Origin of the sequence: Paenibacillus qinlingensis, assembly GCF_013204845.1 — a bacterium.
GTDB lineage: Bacteria > Bacillota > Bacilli > Paenibacillales > NBRC-103111 > Paenibacillus_E > Paenibacillus_E qinlingensis.
Map to the genome: position 1 here is coordinate 385826 of NZ_JABMKY010000001.1, position 25427 is coordinate 411252.

Genomic DNA, 25427 nt, shown 5'->3' on the forward strand with positions numbered 1-25427 from the left:
TCGAGACCATGTGTTATAATTTACATATAAACTCGCTTTTCCACCTAGTAAATTCCAATTCCATGAGGTTACAAAATGAAGGAGGAAACTATGTTCAAATTGTTTAGGTATTTGAAGCCTTACCGGGTTTCCGTGGTTGCAATCATTACATTAATGCTTCTGCAATCGCTTGCACAACTGTACTTACCAACACTACTTGCAGACATCGTAGATGTCGGAGTAGTGAAAGGTGACGTAAGCTACATTCTTCGATTTGGTGCTTATATGCTTCTGGTTGCCATGGGGGGCATGGCCTGTGTCATGGTGGCCAGTTATTTGCTCGCGAAGACAGCAACTGGCTTCGGAAGAGATTTACGGCGAACACTCTTCTCTCATGTCGAGAGCTTCTCTTTGCATGAATTCGATAAGCTTGGAACGTCATCACTGATTACTAGAACAACCAATGATATTGCTCAGGTCCAACAATTAGTAGTTATGATGCGAATGTTCATTGGTGTACCCACTATGCTCGTTGGTGGTGTCATAATGGCCTCATACAAAGATACGAATCTTGCAATTGTACTATACGCTGTCATTCCTATCCTTGTTATTGTTATTGCCGTTATTATGCGTTTAAGTCTTCCCCTGTTTAAAACTCTGCAAATAAAAATCGATGGCATTAATCTTGTTCTGCGCGAACACTTAACAGGTATTCGTGTCATCCGTGCGTTTAACCGTTCCCCTCATGAGAAAACAAAATTCGAACGAGCGAATCAAGATTTCACGCAAATTGCTATCAAAGTCAATACGATCATGGCTACAATGATGCCGATCATGATGCTTGTATTTAATCTTGGTATCGTCGTTATCCTTTGGTATGGCGGCATTCGAATTGATAACAATCAAATGCAAATTGGAGATCTGATGGCTTTCATCCAATATGCGATGCAGATTATGTTTAGCATGTTCATGATGACCATGATATTCATGATGATTCCACGAGCTTCGGCATCCGCTGTGCGTATTAATGAGGTTCTTGCCATTCAGTCCAACATACATAGTAAAGACAATGCGCAAACTCTCCATGACGACCAAACTGTCGTTGAATTTAACCATGTGACTTTCAGTTATCCTGGTGCCGAGCAGCCCGCAATTCATGATATTTCTTTCCGTGCGAAACCTGGAGAGGTTACAGCAATAATTGGCGGAACTGGTTCCGGCAAAACGACGCTCATCAATTTACTACTGCGATTCTATGATGTGGAGTCCGGCACAATTACGTTGAATGGCCAACCGCTACCATCACTTTCTTTAGAGAGTGTTCGGAATCAAATCGGTTATGTGCCTCAGAAAGCAGTCCTATTCTCAGGTACAATTGCGGATAACCTCCGCTTCGGCAATGATCACGCCACAGAAGACGAGCTTGCCGCTGCAGCTTCTACAGCACAAGCCGCAGATTTCATCCACGGCATGAAAGATAACTTCCAAGCTACACTCGCTCAAGGCGGTACTAATCTATCAGGTGGTCAGAAGCAGCGCCTTGCCATTGGGCGAGCACTTGCGCGTAAACCGAATATTTATATTTTCGATGACAGCTTCTCTGCTCTTGATTTCAAAACCGATGCTAAGCTTCGCGCTGCCCTTAAATCAGAAACGGCACGTGCAACGATGATCATTGTCGCTCAGCGTGTAAGCACCATTATGGATGCGAATCAAATTATCGTTTTAGATGAAGGCAGAATCGCAGGTATAGGTACGCATAGTGAGCTTATGAAAACATGTGAGGTTTATCAAGAAATTGTTGCTTCTCAGCTATCAGAGGAGGAAAGTGCATGAGTGAGAAACCCAAAGAACCGGCGCGACCGGCAGCAGGCATGAATCCAGGTTTTATTGGCCGTGGCGGGATGGCTGGCATGGGGATGCCTGTCCAGAAGGCGAAGAATTTTAAAGGTACCCTAAAAAGACTCATGACATATTTGCAGCCTTTTCGTGTATCCATATCCTTTGTACTCCTTGCAGCCATATTAAGCACATTGTTTAGTATCATTAGTCCGAAACTCATGGGTAATGCCGTTACGAAGTTATCGGAAGGCGCTATTGGCAAGCTCAAAGGCATCGCAGGTGCCAAAATTGATTTCGATGCGATCCTTCAGATCGTACTTATCCTAGCTGCTCTATATATCTTCAGCTCCATATTATTGTACATACAACAACGAATCATGGTAAAAGTTACCCAGCGCATTGTCTTCAATTTACGCCGAGATATCAGTGAGAAGCTAACGCGTGTTCCTCTCTCCTTCTTTGATGCAAGAAGCCATGGCGACACCATGAGCCGTGCTACGAATGATGTGGACACAATCAGTTCCACGATGCAGCAAAGCTTAACGCAGTTGATTACATCCGTTGTTACTTTAATCGGTATCATTATCATGATGTTGACAATAAGTCCGCTACTCACTTTAGCTACTATTGTTACCCTGCCTCTGAGCATTCTAGGAACTAAAATGATTGCTACCCGCTCTCAAAAATATTTCAAGGGCCAGCAACGAACGCTTGGCGAGCTCAATGGACATGTCGAAGAAATGTATACAGGACATACCATCGTTAAAGCTTTTGGAAGAGAAAAACAATCGGTTGATAAGTTCAATGAAATAAATGATCGGCTGTATCACTCTGGCTGGAAAGCACAATTTATTTCGGGGCTCATCTTTCCTTTGATGTCCTTTATCGGGAATATCGGTTACGTGCTCGTTAGCGTCATAGGCGGTATCATGGTAACTCATAATGCCATTAAAATTGGCGACGTTCTCGCCTTCATTCAATATTCGGGTCAATTTGGCATGCCGATCACACAAGTAGCAAATATTGCGAATGTGATTCAGTCTACGATCGCAGCGGCTGAGCGCATTTTCGAGTTATTAGATGAGACGGAAGAAGTTTTGGAGAACAAAGTAACGGATTCCGTCGCCCACATTAAGGGGCATGTCCAGTTCGTGGATGTTTCCTTCGCCTACAAAACAGATACACCGCTTATCGCCAATATGAACATCGATGTGAAGCCAGGACAAACCGTAGCTATTGTTGGACCCACTGGCGCAGGCAAAACAACGATAGTCAACCTGCTCATGCGCTTCTATGAATTGCAGAACGGCCGGATTGCTATCGATGGTGTCGACTCTCGAAATATGTCACGTAGCCATCTTCGCGGACTATTCGGTATGGTACTGCAGGATACTTGGCTCTTTAACGGTACCATTCGCGACAACATTGCTTATGGCCGTCATGGCGCTACGGAAGATGAAATCATTGAGGCCGCACGCGCGGCTTACGCAGATCATTTCATACGAACACTTCCGGATGGGTATGATACGATTTTGAATGAGGAAGCGTCCAATCTATCCCATGGTCAAAAGCAATTACTCACCATTGCTCGTGCGGTTCTCGCTGATCCTCCGATATTGATTCTTGATGAAGCGACGAGCAGTGTTGATACACGGACGGAAGTTTCTATTCAACGAGCCATGAACAATTTGATGGCAAATCGCACTAGTTTCGTCATTGCTCACCGGTTATCCACAATCCGAGAAGCTGATCTTATTCTTGTGATGAATCAAGGAACTGTCATTGAACAAGGTACTCATGGCGAGTTGCTCGAACAGCAAGGTTTCTATGCTGAACTCTATCAGAGTCAATTTGCACAAAAAGCTGTGTGAAACAGATTGGCTCAAACGCCTCCTTTCTGCTAATATAGGAGAGTCAATCATAAATTTGAAGGAGATGTCCCCATGTCTGAAATGAATACCCTAGAAATTATCCAGTTTATTAAAGAAAGCAAAAAGAAAACTCCGGTGAAAGTATATGTAAAAGGAAACCTTGATGGTCTTGAGTTCGGCGAAGGCAGCCAATCCTTTATCACTGGCGGGAGCGGTGTCGTTTTCGGCGAGTGGAGCGTACTTCAACCGATTCTAGAAGCTAACAAAGATAAAGTTGTTGATTTCGTAGTTGAAAACGATCGTCGTAACTCTGCTATTCCTATGCTAGATTTGAAACATATCAATGCGCGCATCGAGCCAGGCGCAGTTATTCGCGATAAAGTACATATCGGCGATAACGCGATTATTATGATGGGCGCGCTTATCAACATCGGTGCTTCCGTTGGTGATGGCACCATGATCGACATGAACGCTGTTCTTGGCGGACGTGCACAAGTAGGTAAAATGTGTCACATCGGCGCTGGCGCAGTTGTTGCTGGCGTTATCGAGCCACCTTCTGCTCAACCATGTGTAATCGAAGATGACGTTCTTGTTGGCGCTAACGCGGTTATCCTAGAAGGCGTGCGCATCGGTAAAGGTTCCGTAGTTGCTGCTGGAGCTATCGTAACGCAAGATGTTGAAGAGTACACGGTAGTGGCAGGCGCACCTGCACGTGTCATCAAGAAAGTAGATGACAAAACGAAATCCAAAACCGAAATTCTAGCAGACCTACGTACCCTATAAGGTGAATTAGATCTGGAGGAAATCGTTATGCTTAGCCCTTTTGTAGAGCTGCGACGTCAGCTTCATCAAATCCCGGAACCAGGATTTCAAGAGTTCAAAACGCAACAGCTTCTTCTAGAACAATTAGCCAAGCTGCCGCAGGATCGTCTAACGATTCGTACATGGCGTACGGGCATTCTGGTCTATATCAAAGGTTTAAACCCGAGTAAACGCTTTGGTTACCGCGCCGATATGGACGGGCTTCCGATTACGGAAGAAACCTCGCTTCCCTTCCCGTCTCAGCACCCAGGCTATATGCACGCGTGCGGGCATGATTTTCACATGTCCATCGGAATGGGCGTTGTGACACACTTCACGGAGAATCCTATGAAGGATGATCTTGTCGTGTTGTTCCAGCCGGCTGAAGAAGGTCCCGGCGGTGCGTTACCGATGCTAGCTGCAGAGGAATTGCAAGATTGGATGCCTGACCAGATGGTCGCGCTCCATATTGCCCCGGAGTATCCTGTTGGTACGATCGCTGTCAGACCTGAAATCTTGTTCGCCAACACATCAGAACTGTTCATTGATTTGCTTGGAAAAGGCGGCCATGCTGCTTATCCGCATCAAGCGAATGATATGATCATCGCGGCAACGCAGATGGTTGGGCAGCTTCAAACCATCGTATCCCGAAACGTGAATCCGTTGGATTCCGCTGTGATCACGATTGGAAAAATGGAAGCTGGAACGAAGCAGAATATTATCGCGGAGAAGGCTCGCTTAGAGGGTACGATCCGCACATTATCTGCTGCTTCCATGAACAAGGTCAAAGGGCGCATTGAAGCGGTTGCCGCGGGCATTGAAGCTTCTTTCGAATGCCAAGTCACCATCGACTGGGGCTCGAATTATCGCCAAGTCTACAATGACCCTGCATTAACCGTTGAATTCATGGACTGGCTTCGTGGACGTGACAATGTTACGTTGTTCGAGTGTACAGAAGCCATGACTGGCGAAGACTTTGGTTACTTCTTGGAGAAAATCCCTGGCTTTATGTTCTGGTTAGGTGTCGATACACCACATGGCCTGCATAATGCCAAACTTGATCCCGATGAGCGCGCCATCGATGTTGCTATTGAGACGATTACGGCATATCTGAGATACAAGTCTAGCTAAAAAGAATAGGGCCTCTCGATCACCTCCGTAAAATGGGCGGTTGATCGGGAGGTTTTTTGTATGTCTGATGATTGGCTATACAGTTCATTCCCTCTACTTCTTCACTCCAACTATTATCAGATCCATATTCAACTAACTCAGCTATATCACACCATCCCAATTTTCCTCCACATCACTTAACTACTATCCTTCACTTTATTTCTTACTACAAAAGTATCCTACTTACTCCTATCTCTCCCACCACCTCAGCATGCTACTTTCCTTCACCTCTCTTCCAACTAACACACCACACCAACTTTCAACCGCAATAAACTAATTAACTGGATTTTATGTAGCTATTTTCAGTAAAAAACACTCTAAATTAATAATAACTGGATTTCATGTAGCTAATTTTGCTCATTTTACTTTAATCTAGTAAATCCTTTGAAATTAACTGCAGGTTTTCCATCTAATCGATACTTCGGGTCTAAATCGAGGGAATTAACTGTATATTTTCCATTTAGTTGATGGAGATCTTGCTAGTCAGAAGTAGAGTAGTTGTATTTTGTTCGGGGTTCGGGGTTCGGGGTTCGCACTTCGAGTTCACACAATTTCCACTTAAGAGGCAAAAGCTGTTGGCCCATCAAATTCCAGAATAAAAAAACCACCGCTGCTACCAGCGATGGTCTCTTTCTACAACTTATTTACAAACCGTTGAAGACGATCCAACGATTGCTCCAACACATCTTGTGCATACGCATATGAAATCCGAATGTAGCCTTCCCCATAGGAAGTGAAAGCATCTCCCGGCACGACAGCAACATGCTCTTCATGCAGCAGCCTCATCGCAAATTCTTGCGAGGATAAGCCGAACTTCGCAATAGACGGGAACAAGTAGAACGCGCCGTCTGGCTTTTCCAGCTCAATCCCCATGGCGATCAAACGATCGTAAACATAATCCCGACGGGCTGCATAAGCTTCACGCATCGGAAGTGCATCGTCGATCCCTACCGTCAACGCCTCTAAGGCGGCATACTGGCTTACTGAGCTAGCACAGGTCACGTTATACTGGTGAACCTTCACCATGTGCGCTGTAAGGTACGCAGGGGCCATTGTAAAACCTACACGCCAGCCTGTCATTGCATGAGATTTGGACAAGCCATTAATGACGATTGTCTTTTCACGCAACTTGCCAACTGTCGCAATAGAACGATGCTGAACGCCATACACTAACTCGCTATAGATTTCGTCGGATAATATAAATAGCTCGCGATCTGCCAATAATTCGGCCAAATCAACAATTTCTTTCTCCGTGAGAACCTGACCAGTCGGATTTGACGGATAACATAGAATGACACAACGTGTTTTCTCTGTCAGGTAGGGTGCCAGTAGCTCAGCTGTTAATTTCAAACCATTCTCTCTGGTATCCACATAAACAGGAACTCCACCTGCTAAGTGAATTAATGGCTCATATCCAGGGTAAATCGGAGCCGGAATGATAACTTCAGCACCAGGCGTCAAAATCGTACGCAACGTAATATCAACCGCTTGACTCGCACCTGCTGTGACGATAATCTCATCCGCCGCGCGATACTCTTGGCCATACTTGACCTTCACAAAGTTAGAAACAGCTTCTCTAAGCTCTATTAAACCAGGATTTTGTGTGTAGACCGTTTTATTTTGATCCAAAGCCCTTTGTCCCGCTTCGATAATATGTCGCGGCGTAGGGAAATCAGGCTGCCCTATCGTTAAGGTCAAAGCTCCAGGAATCGTACTGACTAGATTCGAAATTTTGCGAATACCTGATATTTGAATATCTTTGACTTGCGGGTTAATCAAATGCTCCAACATGCGTAGCTCTCCTCTCTCCCTTGAACAAGAACTATGTTGTTCGTATCGTTGATATTAGGTTCTCCATATCAGATGGAATCGGGGCTTCAAATTGCATCCATTCCCCAGTCCGTGGGTGTTCAAAGCCAAGAATCGCCGCATGCAAGGCCTGCCCATCCATCAACATGCCTTTGCTCTTGCCATACATCGGATCTCCAACTAATGGATGACCAATGAACTTCATGTGCACCCGGATTTGGTGGGTACGACCGGTTTCCAACTTTAACTCGACCAAAGTAAAATCACCAAATCGTTCGATAACCGCGAAGTGTGTTACCGCGGTTTTGCTGTTTTTCTCCGTAACGGTGTACATCTTACGATCATGAGAATCGCGTCCAATCGGCGCATCGATCGTCCCTTGATCATGTTGAATATATCCGTGTACCAAGGCGATGTATTTGCGATTAACGGTATGTGCCTTCAATTGCTCTGCCAGGCTTGCGTGAGCCTTATCATTTTTGGCCGACATAATTAAGCCTGAAGTGTCCTTATCAATCCGATGTACAATTCCTGGACGAAGTTCACCATTGATACCGGATAAGTCCTTGCAGTGGTACATTAATGCATTTACTAACGTACCCGAGTAATGGCCCGGCGCAGGATGAACAACGAGTCCACGCTGTTTGTTGATAACGATCACATCACTGTCCTCGTAAACAACGTTTAGAGGAATGTTTTCAGCCAATAACTCCACGCCCTGAGGCTCTGGAATCACTAACGCAATAACATCATGCAAAGACAATTTATAATTGGGCTTTACAGCTTTCCCATTCACCTTAACGTGACCATCTTTGACCCATTGTTGGACAAGTGTGCGAGAAATATCTTCTTCCAACGCTTCTGTAATGAACTTATCAATCCGTTCGCTCTCAAATTGATTTTCCACTGTCCATTCTATTGCCTCTTGCGTCACGGACTCAAGTGAGGTCTGGTTTGTGTTCATGTGTTGCTCCTTTTTTCTCTTTTCGTGATGCTAGAATGGACTCAATAAAGATCAGGATAACCCCGACAACGATGCAAGAATCTGCTACATTGAAAATCGGGAAAATATAATCGACTTCTTTGCCGAAAAAGTTAAAATCGAAAGTAAACTGGAAGAAATCCACAACTTCTGCGAATAGTGCGCGGTCAACGAAATTGCCAAACGCTCCTCCAAAAAGTAAACACAAGGCGAACGGTAATAACACTTTACCTTCACGAATCGTCCGCTGCATGTACCAAACAATCCCGCATAGCACGATAATCGTCACTACAATGAAAAACCAACGTTGATCTTGTAAAATACCGAAAGCCGCACCACGATTACGATGGGATGTAATCATGAAAAAATCTCCAATAACAGGGCGTTCTTCCCCTAATGGAACTTTTTTCACAATGATCCATTTCGTAACTTGATCTAGTATGAATGCAAGAAGTGCATACAGGTAATATTTCAAATATTTCATCTAAGTTTACCTCCTACATTGTAAAAAGCTTGTACATTCCTATTTTTCAAGGAATTACCTCACTAAAAAAAGCGGTCTATCGGCATCATAAACGGTATGAATGAGCTGTTAGAAGGGAGCTGTATGACCTATGAGCCATTTAACCGATGAGCAAATACAATCATTATATGTACAACTGTTGGAGGAAAAGGTTGCACTTGAAAAGCACTTCGCTTCGAACGATCAATTTGGACTCGCAAATTCGTTCTCCGATTCCATAGGCGAGCTCTCTATGTATGATAATCATCCCGGTGATATCGGGTCCGAAGTTTTTGAACGAGCGAAAGATATTTCGCTTAATGAACACGCAGAGATGCATTTACAACAAGTCAATGAAGCATTAGCCCGTATGGAAAGTGGCGAATATGGTGTTTGTATTTTTAGCCATCAACCTATTCCGTATGAACGCCTACAAGCCATCCCAACAACTTTATACAGCATAGAACATGTGCCTGATCCAGACCAATCGTTCAGGCGCCCTGTTGAAGAGCAGATTCTTTACCCACCATTCGGGCGTACGAGCTTTGATGAGAAAGACAACGAAACAGAGTTCGATGGTGAAGATGCTTGGCAAATCGTTGAAAGTTGGGGAACCTCAAACTCACCAGCTTTCGCTGAAAGCAACCAAGTGGAAAGCTATAATGACATGTACATCGAAGCCGACGAGTTGGAAGGCTATGTAGAGTCATTCGAAAGCTTTGTAGCCACTGATCTCTATGGTGAACATGTTACCATTGTACGAAGTAAAGCTTATAACGAGTATATGCACAGTGATGAAGGCGATCCTTTTCTCGAACCCGAAAGAACTGCTGATTTAGACGATGAGTAATTTCAATTTTTGACCCTGATTAAAAACAGGACAAACGAGCTTCGCATATAGCGAAAGCTCGTTTGGTTCCTCTACTCGTGATAATGAGCAGTCACAACATCATTACATCTGACACAGAGTGTTGGATGCTCTTTACTGTGCCCAACCTCTGGTGTCACTATCCAACAACGTTCACATTTCTCACCGTCTGCAACAGCGATTGCAATGGCCACATCTTTGGACTGAAGTGCACCTTCAGGTACAGAAGTACCTACTGGGTATAGATTAACAGCAGATACGATGAACAACTGATCCAATTGTTCAAATTGTGTCAACAAAGCAAACATCGCTTCATTCGGATACAAATTCACTGCTGCCCCTAAGGAATTACCAATGACCTTCTCCTTACGCGCTTCTTCTAGCGCCTTCAGCACGTCATCACGTACCTCCAAGAATGAATTCCATTTATTTTCCAATTCTTCATTGTATACACTCGTCTCTACTTCCGGTAATTCAGCAAGTTGTACGGAGCTTAGTTCAACACCTGGAATATACTTCCAAACTTCATCTGCTGTATGCGGAAGAATTGGTGAGATCAATTTCGTAATCGCAGTTAGTGCCGCATATAGCACAGTTTGTGACGCTTTACGAGCTGGATCCTCAGCCGCATTCGCATAGAGACGATCCTTGATGATATCCAAATAGAAAGAGCTCATTTCCACCGCACAGAAATGGTGAATCGTTTGATACACAACATGGAATTCGTAGGCTTCATAGGCTTTAATAACTTTCTCGATCATGCGGTTCAAACGAATCAACGCATAGCGATCAAGTTCGGATAAACTTGCGTAGGCAACACGATCTGTAGCCGGATTAAACTGACTCAAATTCCCAAGCAGGAAGCGCATGGTGTTACGGATTTTACGATAAACTTCCGTCGTTTGGTTCAAAATATTGTCCGAAATCCGATGATCGGATTGATAATCCACGGAGGATACCCATAGACGAAGAATATCAGCGCCTAATTTGCCGCAAACCACATTCGGATCAATCGTGTTCCCAATGGATTTGGACATTTTGCGCCCTTCGCCATCTAGTGTAAAGCCATGACTCAAAATGCCTTTATACGGTGACTTCTCTCTCGTTGCCACACCAGTAATCAAGGAAGAGTTGAACCAACCGCGATATTGGTCGGATCCTTCCAGATACAGATCAGCAGGCCACTGAAGTTCTGGACGCGACTCTAGAACAGCAACGTGACTGGAACCGGAGTCGAACCAAACGTCCATGATGTCCGTTTCTTTGCGGAATTCACCATGTCCGCATTTCGTACAGCTAGTACCGTGTGGAAGTAAATCCTTCTCATCCTTGATGAACCAAGCATTAGAACCTTCTTGCTCGAATAACTGGGCAACATGTTCAATTGTTTGCTCGTTAACAAGGGGCTCATTACAGCTGCGACAGTAGAAAATAGGAATCGGTACACCCCATGCCCGCTGTCTGGAAATACACCAGTCTCCACGATCTGCGATCATGTTATGAAGGCGCACTTCGCCCCACTCCGGCGTCCATTTCACTTGCTTGATTTCATCCAGCATCTCTTGTCTGAACTTATCGATGGACGCAAACCATTGCTCCGTTGCACGATAAATAACAGGTTTCTTCGTACGCCAGTCATGTGCGTATTGATGCTGAATGTCAGCAGCTTTTAGCAATAAACCTGACTCCTTCAGCTGCTCAATGATCAGCTTGCCGCCTTTTTCATAGAACAAACCTTCATAACCTGGTGCTTCAGCTGTAAAATGACCTTGATCGTCCACTGGACAAAGCACGCCGATGTTATAACGTTGACCTATTGCAAAGTCGTCTTCCCCGTGACCTGGAGCTGTGTGAACGCAACCTGTACCCGCTTCTAACGTCACGTGCTCGCCAACCATAACAAGGGATTCACGATCGTAAAATGGATGTTGGCACGTAACAAACTCCAACTCACTGCCTTTTACCGTCGATAATACTTCGTATTCGCTCCAGCCAATTTCTTTCGCTGCTGCTGCAAGAAGTCCTTGTGCCAGCACATATTTCTTCCCATTCGCTTGAACAACTGCGTACTCAAATTCAGGGTGTACGGAAATCCCTAAGTTCGCAGGTAATGTCCATGCTGTTGTTGTCCAGATGACGATGGCTGCATCTTCAGGTAACTTCCCTTTGCCATCCTTTACTGGGAACGCCACGTAGATGGATGTTGAAGTTTTCTCTTTGTACTCGATTTCTGCTTCAGCCAAGGCGCTCTCTGACGATGGGGACCAGTAAACAGGTTTCAAGCCTTTGTAAACGAAGCCCTTCTGTACCATTGTACCGAAAACACGAATTTGTTGAGCTTCATAACCTGGTTGCAACGTGATGTACGGATTTTTCCAATCTCCGCGTATACCAAGACGTTGGAATTGACTCTTCTGCTTCTCAACAGATTGCAAGGCGTATTCTTTGCAATATTCACGGAACTCAGGAACTGTCATCTTCTTACGATCGACTTTCCCGCTGTTCGTAATCACTTGCTCGATCGGTAAGCCGTGCGTATCCCAACCTGGAACATAAGGCGCGTCGAATCCTTGCAATGTTTTGAAACGTACGATAATATCCTTAAGCACTTTGTTGAGTGCGTGACCGATATGAATATCTCCATTCGCATAAGGAGGCCCATCGTGTAGAATAAACTTCGTTCTGCCCTTACGACTTTCTTGCACTTTAGCATAAATGTCTTCGGCTTCCCAATGTTCTTGCATCTTCGGTTCCGCTTGAGGTAAATTACCTCTCATCGGGAAATCTGTTTGTAATAGGTTTAATGTTTTTCCATAATCCATCTTTACCACTCCACTCCTGGTTCAATCTATCCTAGTCTAAAAAACAAAAAAAGCCTCTCATCCCAAAAGGGACGAGAAACTCAACTCGCGGTACCACCCTCGTTAAAAAGCATCATGAACACACGCCTAAAGGCGAATTGAACAGAGCTTCTTCACTCGATCATGTATAACGGCATGACCCGTTTCTCCCTACTCATTTCAAGAGACGCTCCTGGGGGATATTCGGTACGCTGCAGAGATTAGGCTCACACCACAACCCTAATTCGCTGACACTGCTCATAACGCCCTACTCGTTCCAGTCATAGCTTTATTGCGATACTTTTAGAGGTTGTTCAAAAGTCCATTTTTGATCACGAAGTAGTCCATGAAGCATATTCCACATCGAATATTGAATTCAGCCGGAACTTCCGGTGCTCACGTAGCTTACACTACGCTCCGCTCCTCATTTCCTAGCTTCTTTCAATCTTCTCGGTGCTGAAAACCGGACTTTTTGAACTCTCACTTTAACAGGAGTATACCCAATCTGGCAAGCATAGTCAATATGATACCTGCCTACTGCTCCATGCCTACTCTTCCTTATGTTCAAACTGCATACTTTGCCAGCCTTCTGTGTTCAATAATTCAAGCTGCGCTTCAAGTAACGTCCGGAAGCGCGTACGATAAATCGAAGCTTGTTTCTTGAGTTCTTCGATCTCAAGAGCTACTTTGCGTGAACGCGTCAATGATTCGTTAATAATCCGATCCGCATTTTTCTCCGCTTCTTTCAGAATTAACTGAGCTTCTTTCTTCGAATTGCTTCTAACTTCATCCGCAGCCTCTTGTGCCACGATGATCGTTTTGCTCAGTGATTCTTCAATATGCGTAAAATGATCCAAACGCTCCTGCAAGGCCATTGATTGATTCTGCAAATCCTTATTCTCACGAATAAGCGCTTCATAATCCTTGATGACTTGATCTAGGAATTCATTCACCTGATCCTCATCATAACCACGAAACGAACGTGAAAACTCCTTATTATGTATATCTAGCGGTGTTAATGGCATCAGTGCCCCTCCTTAGCGTTTTGCGCAGCAAAACTGACTTCGTAAGCATAAGCTGAGCTTGTCTGAAAGCTAGCCTACACCCATGTCTATACAGTTCAGTTCGACAGAAAATTAGCAATTCCTGCAAAGTTCGTGGATAAATTATCCACGGTCATGCAAACTTGCCAATCTTCACACGAATTCGACCTTTTTTCGATACGCCTTCCACTTCAAGCACTTTAAACCTACCAAAACCCTGCAAGGAGATCATATCGCCTTCTTTCAGCGGCTTGCTTGGATCTTCTTCCACCTTCCAGTTGACGCGGCAACGACCAGCTTGTATTGGTATCAATACTTTGGCTCTGCTAAGCCGGAATACATCGCTTACAATTCCGTCCATACGCATAGATGCAACGGATAGATGAAGCTCCTCCAATTGCACTTGCGCTACTTCTAGCTTATCTAAAGGGAGCAATTCCGTTTGGACATGCACTCTATGTACTTGTGACAAATTCAAATGCAAATAGTCAGCTGCATCCTGAGTGACTAAGAAATGGCAGCCACCCTCTATAACATGAATATCGCCAACCTTGTCTCGCTTCATGCCGAGTCCAAGAATGGCGCCCATGTAATCTCCGTGTTCAAGCGTAAGGAATTTGCCATCCCCTGAGGACACTGCCAACACGGCCATCGCCATGTCTTCACTATCCAAGCTGCGATAGTCAGGAGCTATAATAGCACGCTTACGCTCAGCTGCTTCATAGCCGCCATCCAATCGGCAATGTACATCCGGGTGTCGGTTGACGAGCGAATTGAGAATGAAAGCTTGTCTGGGATCGAGAAAATCGGTTAACTTCACGGCATGCTGCTGTGCAGCTCGCTCGACCCAATCCCAGGCTTTATCCACAAAATGATGCTCGTCTTGGTGAAAATGCCCATAAATATCTTTCATCAAGACTAGAAAATCCCCACGATGAAATCAAGTACAGCAAAGATACCCATAACAACGAATTTCAATGCGATCAACGCCACGATTGGTGAGAGATCAATGAAACCGATACTAGGTATGATTTTACGGAATGGAGCCAGATACGGTTCAACCAGCTTCGAGAGCAGTCCACCGACGAAACTGCCACGCGCGTTTGGAAACCAAGATAAGATCAAGTAACCAATAATCATGAAATAATAAATTTCTGTCAATACGCTTAAAAAAGAGTAAACGTTATCCACGTTGTTTCCCACCTCTGTCTATGTGTTTGGGGATATGCGTCTATTCCTCGCCCATCATCTCAGAGATATGACCATGAATATCTACTGAGTCTGGTGTACAGAGAAAAATATTCGGTCCAAGCTTAGAGATAGACCCATTCAATGCGTAAACCGTACCACTCAAGAAATCTACGATTCGGATAGCTTGATCGCCGCGAACTCGTTGTAAATTAACGACAACCGCTCTACGAGCACGTAGATGGTCTGCGATGTCCTGTGTTTCCTCATACGTACGGGGTTCACTAAGGACAACGCGTGAATTCTTCTGTGAATGAATACTGACGACATTCGCCTTATTTTTATTACGTAATTCGTATGGATTGGTTTCAGGTTCTTCTGTTGCTTCTACAATCCGCTCACGCTCTACAATTTCTTCCTCTTCCTGAAGTCCCAGAAAGTTCATAAATCGGTTATATACACCCATTGCGCTTCCCTCCTAACGAAATCATGCATAGGAATCATATCCCCTAATACCTAATACCCACTACCCCTCTTTACCTACCAAAACTGTACCTAAGCGAACCCAGGTTGCACCTTCTTGAATGGCCACGTCAAAGTCACCTGACATCCCCATAGATAACTCACTCACTTCGTAAGGGAACAACCTTCGTTCATTCAATTGATCTCTTAATTCACGTAATCCTCGAAAAACAGGTCTCGTTTCTTCGGATTCTAACTCATAAGGAGCCATCGTCATCAATCCGCAAACACGAATATGTGTAAGCTTACTTACTTCCTCCGCAAATTGGAAAAATTCTTGCGGCGATATGCCATATTTCGTTGCTTCACCGGAAATATTCACTTGCAAGAAACAATTGACTACTATACCCAAACTGGCAGCTTGCTTGTCCAGCTCTTTCGCAAGCGACATCCGATCCAGCGAGTGAATATACGCGAATTTGCCAATAACATCTTTCACCTTATTCGTCTGCAAATGTCCTAGAAAATGCCATGTTCCACGCTCATGCAGAGCTTCCCACTTCGGTTTTACATCTTGCCAACGATTTTCTCCAATATGCTGTAGACCCGTGTTCAATACTTGTTCTGTCGTTTCTAAAGATACATATTTGGTTACTGCGATGATCTTAATGTCATGTTCTTGACGGCCTGACTCCCGACATACAGTTGCTATTCGAGCTTCAACCTCTTGTTTGCGTTCCAATACGCTCATTCTCTCTACACCTCTATTCACACACATTGCCAGTTCCAGTTCCAATCAACGAAGACCGATCCAAGCGATCATTCTTCCTGTGGCCCCCCCTTCCTTTCGATGCGAAAAGAAGAGATCAGTTCGGCAACTCGTACATAACTGTGTTACTTCGATATGGGACGACAAAATTCCTGCTTGCTCGATCAATTTCTGATTTAATAATTGCAAATTCAACATATACTTCTGATTACCTTTATCAGTCAGAATAGCTGCTTGTTCCTCAAGTGATATTTCCGTCTCCTCAAATACCATCCTAACACGCGATGCTACCGTCTGATCAACTTCATAGCAACAGACGCCGATTGAGGGACCAATGACTGCTCGGATATCAGAAGGCTGACTACCAAAAGTATGTGTCATTAAGGATATTGTAGCCATGGAAATGTTTAACACCGTCCCTTTCCAACCTGCATGAGCAAGACCCACCACACGCTGAATGGGATCATAAAAATACAACGGTACACAATCCGCAAATTGCGCACAGAGTACAATGCCTTTCTCCTTGGTTATAAATCCATCCTTCGCTTGGAGAGCTGTTTCTCTGCTATCACGCCCCATGCCTTGCTCGTTCAGACTGACGATAGCGATGTCTTTCCCATGGACCTGCTCCGCATATGTAAAAGATGTAAATGACTGCCCTACAGCGTCAGCAACACGCTCTCGATTACGCACGACATCCTCCTGGTTATCATTCACATGCAAACCGAGATTAAGTGTTGAGAATGGCGCCTGACTTACTCCACCTAAACGAGAGCTAAAACCAGCAGTAATCTCAGGAAATAATGACATCCACGAAGCTATAGGTAATAGGACCGGTTGGTCCTCTTTTGAATGTAGTGATGATTGTAAGTCAAATGGTTCCAATGCAAATCCCTCCAGCCCAATTCATATATCACTACTTTAGCACAAAATAAAAAGACACACGATGTCTGCTCAGCTGTTTATTCTGCTGATACAGCGTTCTCGTGTGTCCAACGTCAATTTTTAAACTGACGATTAAACTCATATACCACTTCGGTGTCGTCCGTTTGTCGATATGGCCTTACATCTTCTAGCTTCACGAGCACAACGTCAGCACCAATTTTCACGATATGCTTCCAAGGAATGATCACATCGGTACCCGTTCCAAACAGTCCAAAAAATCGACTCTGATTCGGAACAACAATGGATTCGATTCGTCCTTGGCGCAGGTCAAGCTCCAAATCACTGATTTGTCCAAGCTTTTTGCCGTCCACAATATTAATTACGTCCTTTGTCTGGAAATCAGATATTTTCATGAGGCCTATCACCACATATCTCATTAGAATTTGTACTGATTTTTTATTAGTATATGTGTCTTATGGGCAAAATGTCCTGTCAAACAAAAAAAGACCTTCACGGCTTGTCTACCAAAGCCGTTCCAGTCTTTGTTAATTGCACTTAGGATTTCACATGTTTCTGCATCTGACAAATAGCCGATTTCTCTAACCTTGAAACTTGTGCTTGAGAGATACCAATCTCATCCGCTACTTCCATCTGGGTCTTCCCTTCAAAGAAGCGCATAGATAGGATCATCTTCTCTCTAGCATTCAACTTATGCATCGCTTCGCGCAATGCGATACCTTCGATCCATGACATGTCTTTGTTGCGCTCATCGCTTATTTGATCCATCACATAGATGGGATCGCCTCCATCATGATAAATGGGCTCAAATAAGGAAACGGGATCTTGAATAGCATCAAGCGCGAAAACAACATCTTCTTTCGGTACATTCAAGGCTTCAGAAATTTCATAAATAGATGGCTCGCGTGAGTTTTGATTCGTTAGACTGTCTCTAACTTGTAATGCTTTGTAAGCAATATCTCTCAAGGAACGAGAAACGCGAATCGGGTTATTATCTCGTAAGTAGCGGCGTATCTCACCTATAATCATCGGTACGGCATAGGTCGAGAATTTGACATTTTGACTTAAATCAAAGTTATCAATGGCTTTCATCAAACCAATACAGCCAACTTGGAAGAGATCGTCCACATACTCTCCACGATTGTTGAACCGCTGAATCACACTCAGTACCAACCTTAAATTGCCATTGACCAATTTCTCTCTTGCAGTTCGTTCCTGTTTTGTTTGCAGGTCAGTGAACAACTCACGCATCTCTGCATTGGTCAGCACAGGCAGTTTGGCGGTGTCAACTCCACATATCTCAACTTTATTTCGGGTCACCGTGATTACCTCCCAAGGAGAAACATTACTGTTAATTATCCCCGTGAGCGGTCGATTTATTCCTGCCTCATCCCTAGCTCAGCCACTTGACAAAAGGGTACTGACTCGCTCCCTCCCGTGACACCTGAACAATTTCGACATTTACTGCCAAAAAAAAATTTTAGACCATCTTGTTAAACTCTTTGCGAAGCCGCTTAATAATACGTTTTTCTAATCTGGAGATATAAGATTGCGAAATACCCAACAGATCTGCAACGTCTTTCTGCGTCTTTTCCTCCCCATCCTGCAACCCGAACCTCAGTTCCATGATAATACGTTCACGTTCACTGAGCTTATCAAGTGCCTTATGAAGAAGCTTCCGATCAACTTGTTCTTCGATGTTCCGGTAAATGGTATCATTCTCTGTGCCAAGCACATCAGACAAAAGAAGTTCATTACCATCCCAATCAATATTCAACGGCTCATCAAACGATACTTCTGTTCGAATTTTACTGTTTCTGCGCAAATACATGAGTATTTCATTCTCAATACAACGTGAAGCGTAAGTTGCTAGTTTAATCTTCTTCTCGGGATCAAATGTATTTACGGCTTTGATGAGACCAATCGCTCCAATCGAAACCAAATCCTCGATGTTAATACCCGTATTCTCAAATTTTCTCGCTATATAGACAACCAATCTCAGGTTGCGTTCAATCAGCATAGCTCGAATAGCTGCATCCCCAGATGGTAATTTTTCCAATAAGTATTCTTCTTCTTCACGCGTAAGCGGCGGTGGCAATGCTTCACTACCACCTATGTAATAGATTTCCTCACCTTTGAGTCCCAGCATCATCAAAATGCGATAATACGTTAGTTGAACAAGCAGTTTCCACTTCAAGAACATGTTAGTTTCCTCCTAAGAGTTTTGCCATAGCAAAACTTTCATCGTAAGCTAAGCTGCGTTTTCCAATGGAAAACTGACTTTGTAAGAATGAACTGTCTACTGCGTTGAACCTCTCCTGAATCTGGTCTATCTACTCATCTCGAAACATTAAACAGCTTGAATCAATGCAGGATGGATAATAGCTTGGTAGGAGCCATCGCTGCATAATTTTCCTCCGTCTAGCCCTATAAGCACCTTCGTTGCCTCCAATTGCGATTCATTATGAATAATCACCACCTTATCGGGTTTAATAGCCAGCATGAATTGCGTATTTCGGTTGACCCCACGGTAAGGTACGAGTCGCAAACGGTCCTGCCAAATGAACTCTTCCACCCCTATGCCGCTGATGATTTGATCCACATCTGAAGAACGTATTCTTTGCAGCCATTGCTCAGGCAGGACATCTCCCCATTCCGATACTTCCATAACCATTACTGGTGTGCGCGTCAATGGATCATACAGTTGGTTACCTGTATCAATTAAGCCTTTGCAGGTAGCGCTGAAATCCCCAACATGAATCGTAACCTCTGCCAAATAGGTTGTCATAACCTCACGCTGTTTACTGCTTTGAAACACCGTTCTAAACCACCAGATGAGCGGAAGCAACAGAAGGACCACAAACAAGATGCTACCAATTTGGAATTGGAATACAGCGACACCGGATTGGGTAAATACAATTCCCTTCATCACATCAGAGGAAGAGGCAAGCACATAATGAATGCCGAACATCCCGCCAGCAACAGCGAAATTGATGAGTAAAAAAGTTCCCATATTTCGTATTAAATTTTGTAGGGAACCGTAACCAAAAGCGGTCATAATCATACCTGTACAGAACATACATTTCACAGAAAATGTAAAAAGCAAGGTTGGAACTGGTAAAAACATCATAACGACATACGAAGCCCCTAATGCTGCAGAAAGTGCAATTCTCCACCATGTGAACGCTATTTTCCGCGTTTTTGCAGTGACCAATAGTAAGGCTGCATCCACCAGAAAGTTCAACAGGAAAATGAGATCCGCATAGACGACCATGCCATGCCTCACCTCCAAGAAGGGCACTATCTAGCAATTTCGTGACGAAACTTTAAGGTTCTAAATCAGTATATTGGATTCCAAGTTCAAAGTCTGTCTAATCATGCTAGTAGGAAGCTACTTTTTTTGTCAGTTAACGCGGTCCTGTCCACAGGGAAAAAGCTTATAGAACAACAAAAAACCGAAGCTTCTACGTTAAGTAGGGCTTCGGTCTCTAGACAATTATTATGTAATTATTTGTCAGTATTGCGTCCGCGATTTCGTAAGAAAGTCGGAATATCTAATTGATCATTAGAAGGCTGTGCGCCAAATGGTTTAAGATTATTTAAGCGGTTGTCAGGTGCAGCCGTCTCTGGTTGTCCTGGTGAAACTGGACGTTTGATAGACTGATGAATCGGAGCCGCTTTATGTTCGAAACCAGTTGCAATAACCGTAACTAAGATCTCATCTTTTAACTTCTCATCAATAACAGCACCGAAAATCATATTTACCTCAATGTCAGAAGCAGATGCCACGATATCAGCGGCTTCATTCACTTCGTACAAGCTAAGGTTCATACCCCCTGTGATATTCATCAAAACACCACGTGCGCCTTCGATTGATGTTTCCAACAAAGGACTCGAGATCGCTTTTTTCGCCGCTTCTGCCGCACGATTCTCACCTGTCGCTACTCCGATCCCCATAAGGGCGGAACCACGTTCAGTCATAATCGTTTTGACATCTGCAAAGTCCAAATTGATAAGTCCTGGTACTGCGATCAAATCTGAGATCCCTTGAACACCTTGGCGAAGAACATTATCCGCTTCGCGGAATGCTTCAAGCATCGGAGTCTTTTTGTCAACAATCTCGAGTAGACGATCGTTCGGGATAATAATAAGTGTATCTACTTTCTCTTTCAAAGCAGCAATCCCTTGCTCAGCTTGTAAAGAACGCTTACGTCCTTCGAAAGTAAACGGTCGCGTTACTACGCCAACTGTAAGTGCGCCTACTTCTTTTGCGATTTCCGCAATGACTGGAGCAGCTCCTGTACCTGTACCGCCGCCCATACCTGCCGTTACGAACACCATATCTGCGCCGCGAAGCGTATTCAGAATCGTCTCCCTTGACTCTTCTGCTGCTTTCTTCCCGACTTCAGGATTTGCACCTGCACCAAGACCGCGGGTCAATTTATCGCCAATTTGCAATTTATGAACGGACTTGGCCAAATGAAGCGCCTGTGCATCCGTATTTACGGTAATAAATTCTACACCTTTAACACCGTTTTCAATCATGCGATTCACTGCATTGCTACCGCCGCCACCAACACCAATGACTTTAATTTGAGCCAATTGGTCTAAATCCATATCAAATTCAAACATATGAGCCATATCCCCCTAACTTAACGTTCACTAAATGAATTCACTGAAGAAATTTTTAACTCGATCAACCCAACCTGGCTTTTGACTATCGGAGGATTTTTTGGTAGTCTTAGCAACCAGTTTTTTGGTGATGCCCGTATTACGATTCTTCATGTATTTGGAGACGAATTGAATAATACCAACACCACTCGTGTAGGAAGGATCACGTACCCCGATGAAATCAGGCACTGCAATACGTACAGATGTAGACAGTTCGGATTGTGCAATCGCCAGAATACCTGGGATACAAACTGTTCCACCCGTTAGTACATAACCTCCTGCAAGATTTCCAAATCCCAAACGATGAACTTCTGCACGAATCAATTGGAAAATTTCTTCGACACGAGGCTCAACGATATTTGCAAGATCAACCTGAGAGAACTCTTTTTCAACATTGCTGCCCATTCTCGTCACTTTAAACACTTGATCAGGTGCGGAATCTTCTACGGATGCACAGCCATATTTCAATTTGATCTTCTCAGCAATTTCCAGCTGCGTATGTAAGCCAATAGAAATATCATTGCTGATAAATTCTCCGCCAATCTGAATCGTTGACGTTGCAACTAAATTACCCTCATCGAAGACAGCAATTGTCGTTGCGCCAGCTCCGATATCAACTAGTACGGTCCCAACAGTCTTCTCATCTTTGGAAAGCGCCAAATTACCAGATGCGAGCGACATTAAAATAAGTCCTGCAACCTTCAATTCGGATTTTTCCACAACACGCATTAAATTATGTATGCCCGTTTTCGCTCCAGTAATAATCGTCGCTTCTACTTCCAAACGAACACCGATCATTCCGCGTGGATCATTAATACCTTCTTGTCCATCTACTAAATATTGCTTAGGTACAACTCCAACTATTTCACGTTCGGGAGGTAATGCGATGACCCTTGCCGCTTGAATAACGCGATCAATATCTTCTTCTCCGATTTCCCGGTCATCATTTGAAACAGCAACTACGCCGTGACTTGATTGAAGAGAAATATGATTTCCTGAAATTCCAACGTAAACCTCGGAAATTTGTATACCGACCATTCGTTCAGCATGATCAATAGCACTTCGGATGGAATGTACAGTTTGATCAATGTCAACGATTGCGCCTTTACGAATACCCTCTGACTCGGCAGATCCCACTCCTATTATATTAATGGTTCCGTTAACAACTTCCCCAATAATAGCTCGAACTTTGGATGTACCGATGTCTAAACTAACAATGATATCATTGTTGCTCAAGCCCCTGGCACCTCCTGTAACTTAGGTAAAATTGCAAAATCTTCACAAATACTTTTATACGTATTCCACACAACCGCCATATTCCCTCTTTTTTCTACATTATTTTTGCATTTAAAAACCAACTTCAATTTCTGTTTTCAATGTTGTAAAATGCAAACAATTTCGTCTAGTAAATACAAGAAAAAATAGAGTATGCAGATAGAGCCTATTTAACCATAAAACTAATTTTAACATTTTTTTCAGAGATTGAGTAGTCTCTGCTACGAATTTTTGTGAGTTTCTCCGCACCATAGCGGTTGTTATGGCTTTGGTGTTGTTTTTGGCGTAGGTTTAGGGCTGATCTTAGGATCTGTTTTGTTATCTGACTTGGCATCCCCGGTTGTTGCAAATGGCGTGTGATATTCAACTTCGAGCATCGTGATGATTCCATTTGAAATATGGTCCTCTGCTAGACCAGCAATATACCCCGGCAAATTATCAATTCTATCAGGCAGATAGGAAATGGTAGTATGGACTTCAAATTGTGAGCGTGTGTAAATCTTAATCTTGTCAGGATATGATTCCGAAGGATCCGGCTTAATCTCTGAAACATCCGACAATGCACTCTGCGGGATCTCTCCCAGTATTTTACATAGAGCTGCTTTATTCGGATCTGTTTCCGTCCACCCCGTTAATATTGGCATATCGAGTGGTATAACGCTGCCAGCTGGCAGTTCAATGACATTGCCGTCTGCGAGCACAGCTGACTTTTTACCATTAGGATCAATTTGGAAAGCTACTTTAGGAAATTCTTCGACTTGAATGTGAATGACGCCTGGAAATGTCTTCTTTACGGAAGCGCTCTTGATCATAGGCATCTGAGAAATCCGCTGTCCTATCGTCTTAGAACTCACTGCAAAAAAACGATCACCGACAACGACTTGACTAGCTTGTCCAATTGCATCCGTGGCTAATAGCACATTCCCCTCAATATCAATCCGACTAATCCGACTAAGGGAAGATTGGAAGAACAATATGACTAGAACAGTTAGGAAGAATATGATCAAAAAAGAGAGTAGCTTCCGATTCGTACGCGTACGTGGCTTAGGTACAGGCAACGTTGGTACTTTGTTAGCTTCGGACAAGAGGGGCACCACCTAATTATATTAATGAAGATTCCAATGAATATCGTGAATCCCCTCCTGCACGCAGAAAGGGATACGCGATAGCCACACAAGATATTACTCACTGGGAACCGGAGCTTGTCGACGCACGGAGGCCCCAAGTCTGACTAGCATATGTTCAATCCTATCATAACCTCTATCGATATGATGAATTTGCTCAACAATCGTTGTGCCATGCGCAGCTAGACCGGCAATTACGAGAGCAGCACCAGCCCGTAAATCAGTCGCTTCAACAGTAGCTCCATACAACCTTGGCACACCACGAATAAAGGCTGAACTCATATCTACGCGAATATCTGCCCCCATCCGGGACAATTCATCCACGTGCTTAAATCTACCTTCAAATATCGTTTCTTTCATCACACTTAATCCATCTGCTAGAGATAAGAGTACCATGACTTGTGATTGTAAATCCGTAGGGAAAGAAGGATGAGGCGACGTCACGATACGTTCAACTGCCTTGGGTCTAGCCTTGCAGCTTACATGTATTATATCACCGTCTGCGATGATTTGAACACCTGCACGCTTAAGCACATGGATAACCGAGGTTAAATGAGCAGGATTTACTCTTTCCAAAGTAATATTACCTCTAGTAGCCGCTGCAGCAACTAGAAAGGTCCCTGCAACAATACGATCTGGAATAATCCGATACGTGCACGGAGACAACGAAGTAACGCCACGAATCGTGATCGTATCCGTTCCTGCACCAATAATATCAGCGCCCATCGCATTCAAGAAATTTTGCAAATCCTGTATCTCTGGCTCGCGTGCAGCATTATAAATCGTTGTCGTACCTTCCGCTTTCACAGCGGCCATCATAATATTCTCGGTCGCCCCGACGCTTGGAAAGTCCAAGAAGATCTCATTACCTTGCAAGGTTTCGGCAGAACAGACGATTTTATTGGCATATTCTTCAATCTCGGCTCCTAGAGCTTGCAAACCTTTGAGGTGCAAATCGATTTTTCGTTCGCCGATCGCACAGCCACCAGGTTGATATACCGTGACACTGCCGAATCTAGCGAGTAGCGGACCCATAAGAAAGATGGATGAACGCATCTGACCCATCAATTCTTCGGGGATGTGGGAGGAATGAACTGTGGATGTTGTAATGGTTACTGTATCCCCTTGCTGCTCGGCTCGACAACCAAGTGAACGAAGAATACGAAGCATGGTGTCGATGTCGAGCAGATTAGGAACATTGTGTAAAGTATGCGTACCACTAGCAAGTAAGCATGCAGCTAATATGGGTAATGCGGCGTTTTTAGCGCCGTGTATCTGGATGGCTCCCGTAAGAGGTCTTCCACCTTCGATAACGAGCTTCTCCAAAA

The 25427-nt window shown here is 44.0% G+C and carries 23 protein-coding genes and 1 other annotated feature; of the genes, 5 read left to right on the forward strand and 18 right to left on the reverse strand.

The window, feature by feature from the left end; genetic code table 11:
- Positions 1-90 precede the first annotated feature (90 nt).
- The 4 genes from HQN88_RS01990 to HQN88_RS02005 all read left to right on the forward strand — a co-directional run bounded on the left by HQN88_RS01990 (position 91) and on the right by HQN88_RS02005 (position 5624).
- Positions 91-1815 carry an ABC transporter ATP-binding protein gene (locus HQN88_RS01990; RefSeq protein WP_173108571.1) on the forward strand — a complete coding sequence of 575 codons (1725 nt, stop codon included), beginning with the start codon at positions 91-93 and terminating at the stop codon, positions 1813-1815.
- Positions 1812-3692 carry an ABC transporter ATP-binding protein gene (locus HQN88_RS01995; RefSeq protein WP_173108572.1) on the forward strand — a complete coding sequence of 627 codons (1881 nt, stop codon included), beginning with the start codon at positions 1812-1814 and terminating at the stop codon, positions 3690-3692. The genes HQN88_RS01990 and HQN88_RS01995 overlap by 4 nt, the downstream gene beginning before the upstream one ends.
- A 72-nt stretch (positions 3693-3764) precedes the next feature.
- Positions 3765-4475, forward strand: coding sequence for a 2,3,4,5-tetrahydropyridine-2,6-dicarboxylate N-acetyltransferase (gene dapD, locus HQN88_RS02000; protein ID WP_056612620.1), 711 nt, complete (start codon positions 3765-3767; stop codon positions 4473-4475).
- Positions 4476-4502: 27 nt separating this feature from the next.
- Positions 4503-5624: an N-acetyldiaminopimelate deacetylase gene (locus HQN88_RS02005; RefSeq protein WP_173108573.1), complete on the forward strand. Its 1122-nt coding sequence runs from the start codon at positions 4503-4505 to the stop codon at positions 5622-5624.
- A 672-nt stretch (positions 5625-6296) separates the two neighbouring features.
- Here HQN88_RS02005 and HQN88_RS02010 read toward each other — a convergent pair.
- Genes HQN88_RS02010 through lspA form a run of 3 tightly spaced genes read right to left on the reverse strand, consistent with a single transcriptional unit; the run spans position 6297 to position 8929 of the window.
- The gene (locus tag HQN88_RS02010) at positions 6297-7451 is read right to left on the reverse strand and encodes an aminotransferase A (protein WP_173108863.1); all 1155 of its coding nucleotides are present in this window, start codon (positions 7449-7451) and stop codon (positions 6297-6299) included.
- Positions 7452-7485: 34 nt separating this feature from the next.
- The gene (locus tag HQN88_RS02015) at positions 7486-8436 is read right to left on the reverse strand and encodes an RluA family pseudouridine synthase (RefSeq protein WP_173108574.1); all 951 of its coding nucleotides are present in this window, start codon (positions 8434-8436) and stop codon (positions 7486-7488) included.
- Positions 8411-8929 (reverse strand): signal peptidase II, encoded by a 519-nt coding sequence (gene lspA / locus HQN88_RS02020; protein ID WP_173108864.1) that lies wholly within the window; start codon positions 8927-8929, stop codon positions 8411-8413. The genes HQN88_RS02015 and lspA overlap by 26 nt, the downstream gene beginning before the upstream one ends.
- A 139-nt stretch (positions 8930-9068) precedes the next feature.
- Between lspA and HQN88_RS02025 the strand changes: the two genes are divergently transcribed.
- Complete coding sequence (locus HQN88_RS02025; RefSeq protein WP_173108575.1) at positions 9069-9806, forward strand: TraR/DksA C4-type zinc finger protein; 738 nt, start codon at positions 9069-9071, stop codon at positions 9804-9806.
- Positions 9807-9877: 71 nt separating this feature from the next.
- Here the strand turns inward: HQN88_RS02025 and ileS are convergent, their stop codons facing one another.
- The 15 genes from ileS to murA form a co-directional block, all read right to left on the reverse strand.
- The gene (ileS, locus tag HQN88_RS02030) at positions 9878-12646 is read right to left on the reverse strand and encodes an isoleucine--tRNA ligase (RefSeq protein WP_173108576.1); all 2769 of its coding nucleotides are present in this window, start codon (positions 12644-12646) and stop codon (positions 9878-9880) included.
- A gap of 64 nt (positions 12647-12710) precedes the next feature.
- Positions 12711-12958 (reverse strand) — a binding site (T-box leader).
- A gap of 254 nt (positions 12959-13212) precedes the next feature.
- On the reverse strand, positions 13213-13689 hold the full coding sequence (locus HQN88_RS02035; RefSeq protein WP_171635339.1) for a DivIVA domain-containing protein: 477 nt from the start codon (positions 13687-13689) through the stop codon (positions 13213-13215).
- Positions 13690-13840: 151 nt separating this feature from the next.
- Positions 13841-14623, reverse strand: a complete 783-nt coding sequence (locus HQN88_RS02040) for a YlmH family RNA-binding protein (protein ID WP_173108577.1) — start codon at positions 14621-14623, stop codon at positions 13841-13843.
- 2 nt (positions 14624-14625) lie between these two features.
- Complete coding sequence (locus HQN88_RS02045) at positions 14626-14898, reverse strand: YggT family protein (protein ID WP_157256863.1); 273 nt, start codon at positions 14896-14898, stop codon at positions 14626-14628.
- A gap of 40 nt (positions 14899-14938) precedes the next feature.
- Positions 14939-15361, reverse strand: a complete 423-nt coding sequence (locus HQN88_RS02050; RefSeq protein WP_056612633.1) for a cell division protein SepF — start codon at positions 15359-15361, stop codon at positions 14939-14941.
- 60 nt (positions 15362-15421) lie between these two features.
- A complete protein-coding gene (locus tag HQN88_RS02055) occupies positions 15422-16108 on the reverse strand; it encodes a YggS family pyridoxal phosphate-dependent enzyme (RefSeq protein ID WP_173108578.1) in 687 nt (228 codons plus the stop codon).
- Positions 16109-16153: 45 nt separating this feature from the next.
- Entirely contained in the window at positions 16154-17011 is an 858-nt protein-coding gene (gene pgeF / locus HQN88_RS02060) for a peptidoglycan editing factor PgeF (protein ID WP_246320003.1), read from the reverse strand.
- Positions 17012-17124: 113 nt separating this feature from the next.
- A complete protein-coding gene (locus tag HQN88_RS02065; RefSeq protein ID WP_056612638.1) occupies positions 17125-17424 on the reverse strand; it encodes a YlmC/YmxH family sporulation protein in 300 nt (99 codons plus the stop codon).
- 142 nt (positions 17425-17566) lie between these two features.
- A complete protein-coding gene (gene sigG, locus HQN88_RS02070) occupies positions 17567-18349 on the reverse strand; it encodes an RNA polymerase sporulation sigma factor SigG (protein WP_056612640.1) in 783 nt (260 codons plus the stop codon).
- A gap of 160 nt (positions 18350-18509) precedes the next feature.
- On the reverse strand, positions 18510-19232 hold the full coding sequence (gene sigE / locus HQN88_RS02075) for an RNA polymerase sporulation sigma factor SigE (RefSeq protein ID WP_173108579.1): 723 nt from the start codon (positions 19230-19232) through the stop codon (positions 18510-18512).
- Between the two features lie 147 nt (positions 19233-19379).
- Positions 19380-20303, reverse strand: coding sequence for a sigma-E processing peptidase SpoIIGA (spoIIGA, locus tag HQN88_RS02080; protein ID WP_173108580.1), 924 nt, complete (start codon positions 20301-20303; stop codon positions 19380-19382).
- A gap of 233 nt (positions 20304-20536) precedes the next feature.
- Positions 20537-21661: a cell division protein FtsZ gene (gene ftsZ / locus HQN88_RS02085; RefSeq protein WP_056612645.1), complete on the reverse strand. Its 1125-nt coding sequence runs from the start codon at positions 21659-21661 to the stop codon at positions 20537-20539.
- A gap of 30 nt (positions 21662-21691) precedes the next feature.
- Positions 21692-22936: a cell division protein FtsA gene (gene ftsA, locus HQN88_RS02090; protein WP_173108581.1), complete on the reverse strand. Its 1245-nt coding sequence runs from the start codon at positions 22934-22936 to the stop codon at positions 21692-21694.
- A 299-nt stretch (positions 22937-23235) separates the two neighbouring features.
- Entirely contained in the window at positions 23236-24060 is an 825-nt protein-coding gene (locus HQN88_RS02095; protein ID WP_173108582.1) for a cell division protein FtsQ/DivIB, read from the reverse strand.
- A 96-nt stretch (positions 24061-24156) separates the two neighbouring features.
- The gene (gene murA / locus HQN88_RS02100) at positions 24157-25425 is read right to left on the reverse strand and encodes a UDP-N-acetylglucosamine 1-carboxyvinyltransferase (protein WP_173108583.1); all 1269 of its coding nucleotides are present in this window, start codon (positions 25423-25425) and stop codon (positions 24157-24159) included.
- Positions 25426-25427 lie beyond the last annotated feature (2 nt).

What these genes read in the sequence shown, in the direction of transcription:
- ftsZ (WP_056612645.1), bottom strand. Translation starts at nt 21,661, where the DNA reads ATGTTTGAATTTGATATGGATTTAGACCAATTGGCTCAAATTAAAGTC.
- HQN88_RS02035 (WP_171635339.1), bottom strand. Translation starts at nt 13,689, where the DNA reads ATGCCATTAACACCGCTAGATATACATAATAAGGAGTTTTCACGTTCG.
- HQN88_RS02065 (WP_056612638.1), bottom strand. Translation starts at nt 17,424, where the DNA reads ATGAAAATATCTGATTTCCAGACAAAGGACGTAATTAATATTGTGGAC.
- sigE (WP_173108579.1), bottom strand. Translation starts at nt 19,232, where the DNA reads ATGTTCTTGAAGTGGAAACTGCTTGTTCAACTAACGTATTATCGCATT.
- spoIIGA (WP_173108580.1), bottom strand. Translation starts at nt 20,303, where the DNA reads ATGGTCGTCTATGCGGATCTCATTTTCCTGTTGAACTTTCTGGTGGAT.
- ileS (WP_173108576.1), bottom strand. Translation starts at nt 12,646, where the DNA reads ATGGATTATGGAAAAACATTAAACCTATTACAAACAGATTTCCCGATG.
- HQN88_RS02005 (WP_173108573.1), top strand. Translation starts at nt 4,503, where the DNA reads ATGCTTAGCCCTTTTGTAGAGCTGCGACGTCAGCTTCATCAAATCCCG.
- HQN88_RS01995 (WP_173108572.1), top strand. Translation starts at nt 1,812, where the DNA reads ATGAGTGAGAAACCCAAAGAACCGGCGCGACCGGCAGCAGGCATGAAT.
- HQN88_RS01990 (WP_173108571.1), top strand. Translation starts at nt 91, where the DNA reads ATGTTCAAATTGTTTAGGTATTTGAAGCCTTACCGGGTTTCCGTGGTT.
- dapD (WP_056612620.1), top strand. Translation starts at nt 3,765, where the DNA reads ATGTCTGAAATGAATACCCTAGAAATTATCCAGTTTATTAAAGAAAGC.
- HQN88_RS02015 (WP_173108574.1), bottom strand. Translation starts at nt 8,436, where the DNA reads ATGAACACAAACCAGACCTCACTTGAGTCCGTGACGCAAGAGGCAATA.
- HQN88_RS02025 (WP_173108575.1), top strand. Translation starts at nt 9,069, where the DNA reads ATGAGCCATTTAACCGATGAGCAAATACAATCATTATATGTACAACTG.
- HQN88_RS02055 (WP_173108578.1), bottom strand. Translation starts at nt 16,108, where the DNA reads ATGAGCGTATTGGAACGCAAACAAGAGGTTGAAGCTCGAATAGCAACT.
- HQN88_RS02050 (WP_056612633.1), bottom strand. Translation starts at nt 15,361, where the DNA reads ATGGGTGTATATAACCGATTTATGAACTTTCTGGGACTTCAGGAAGAG.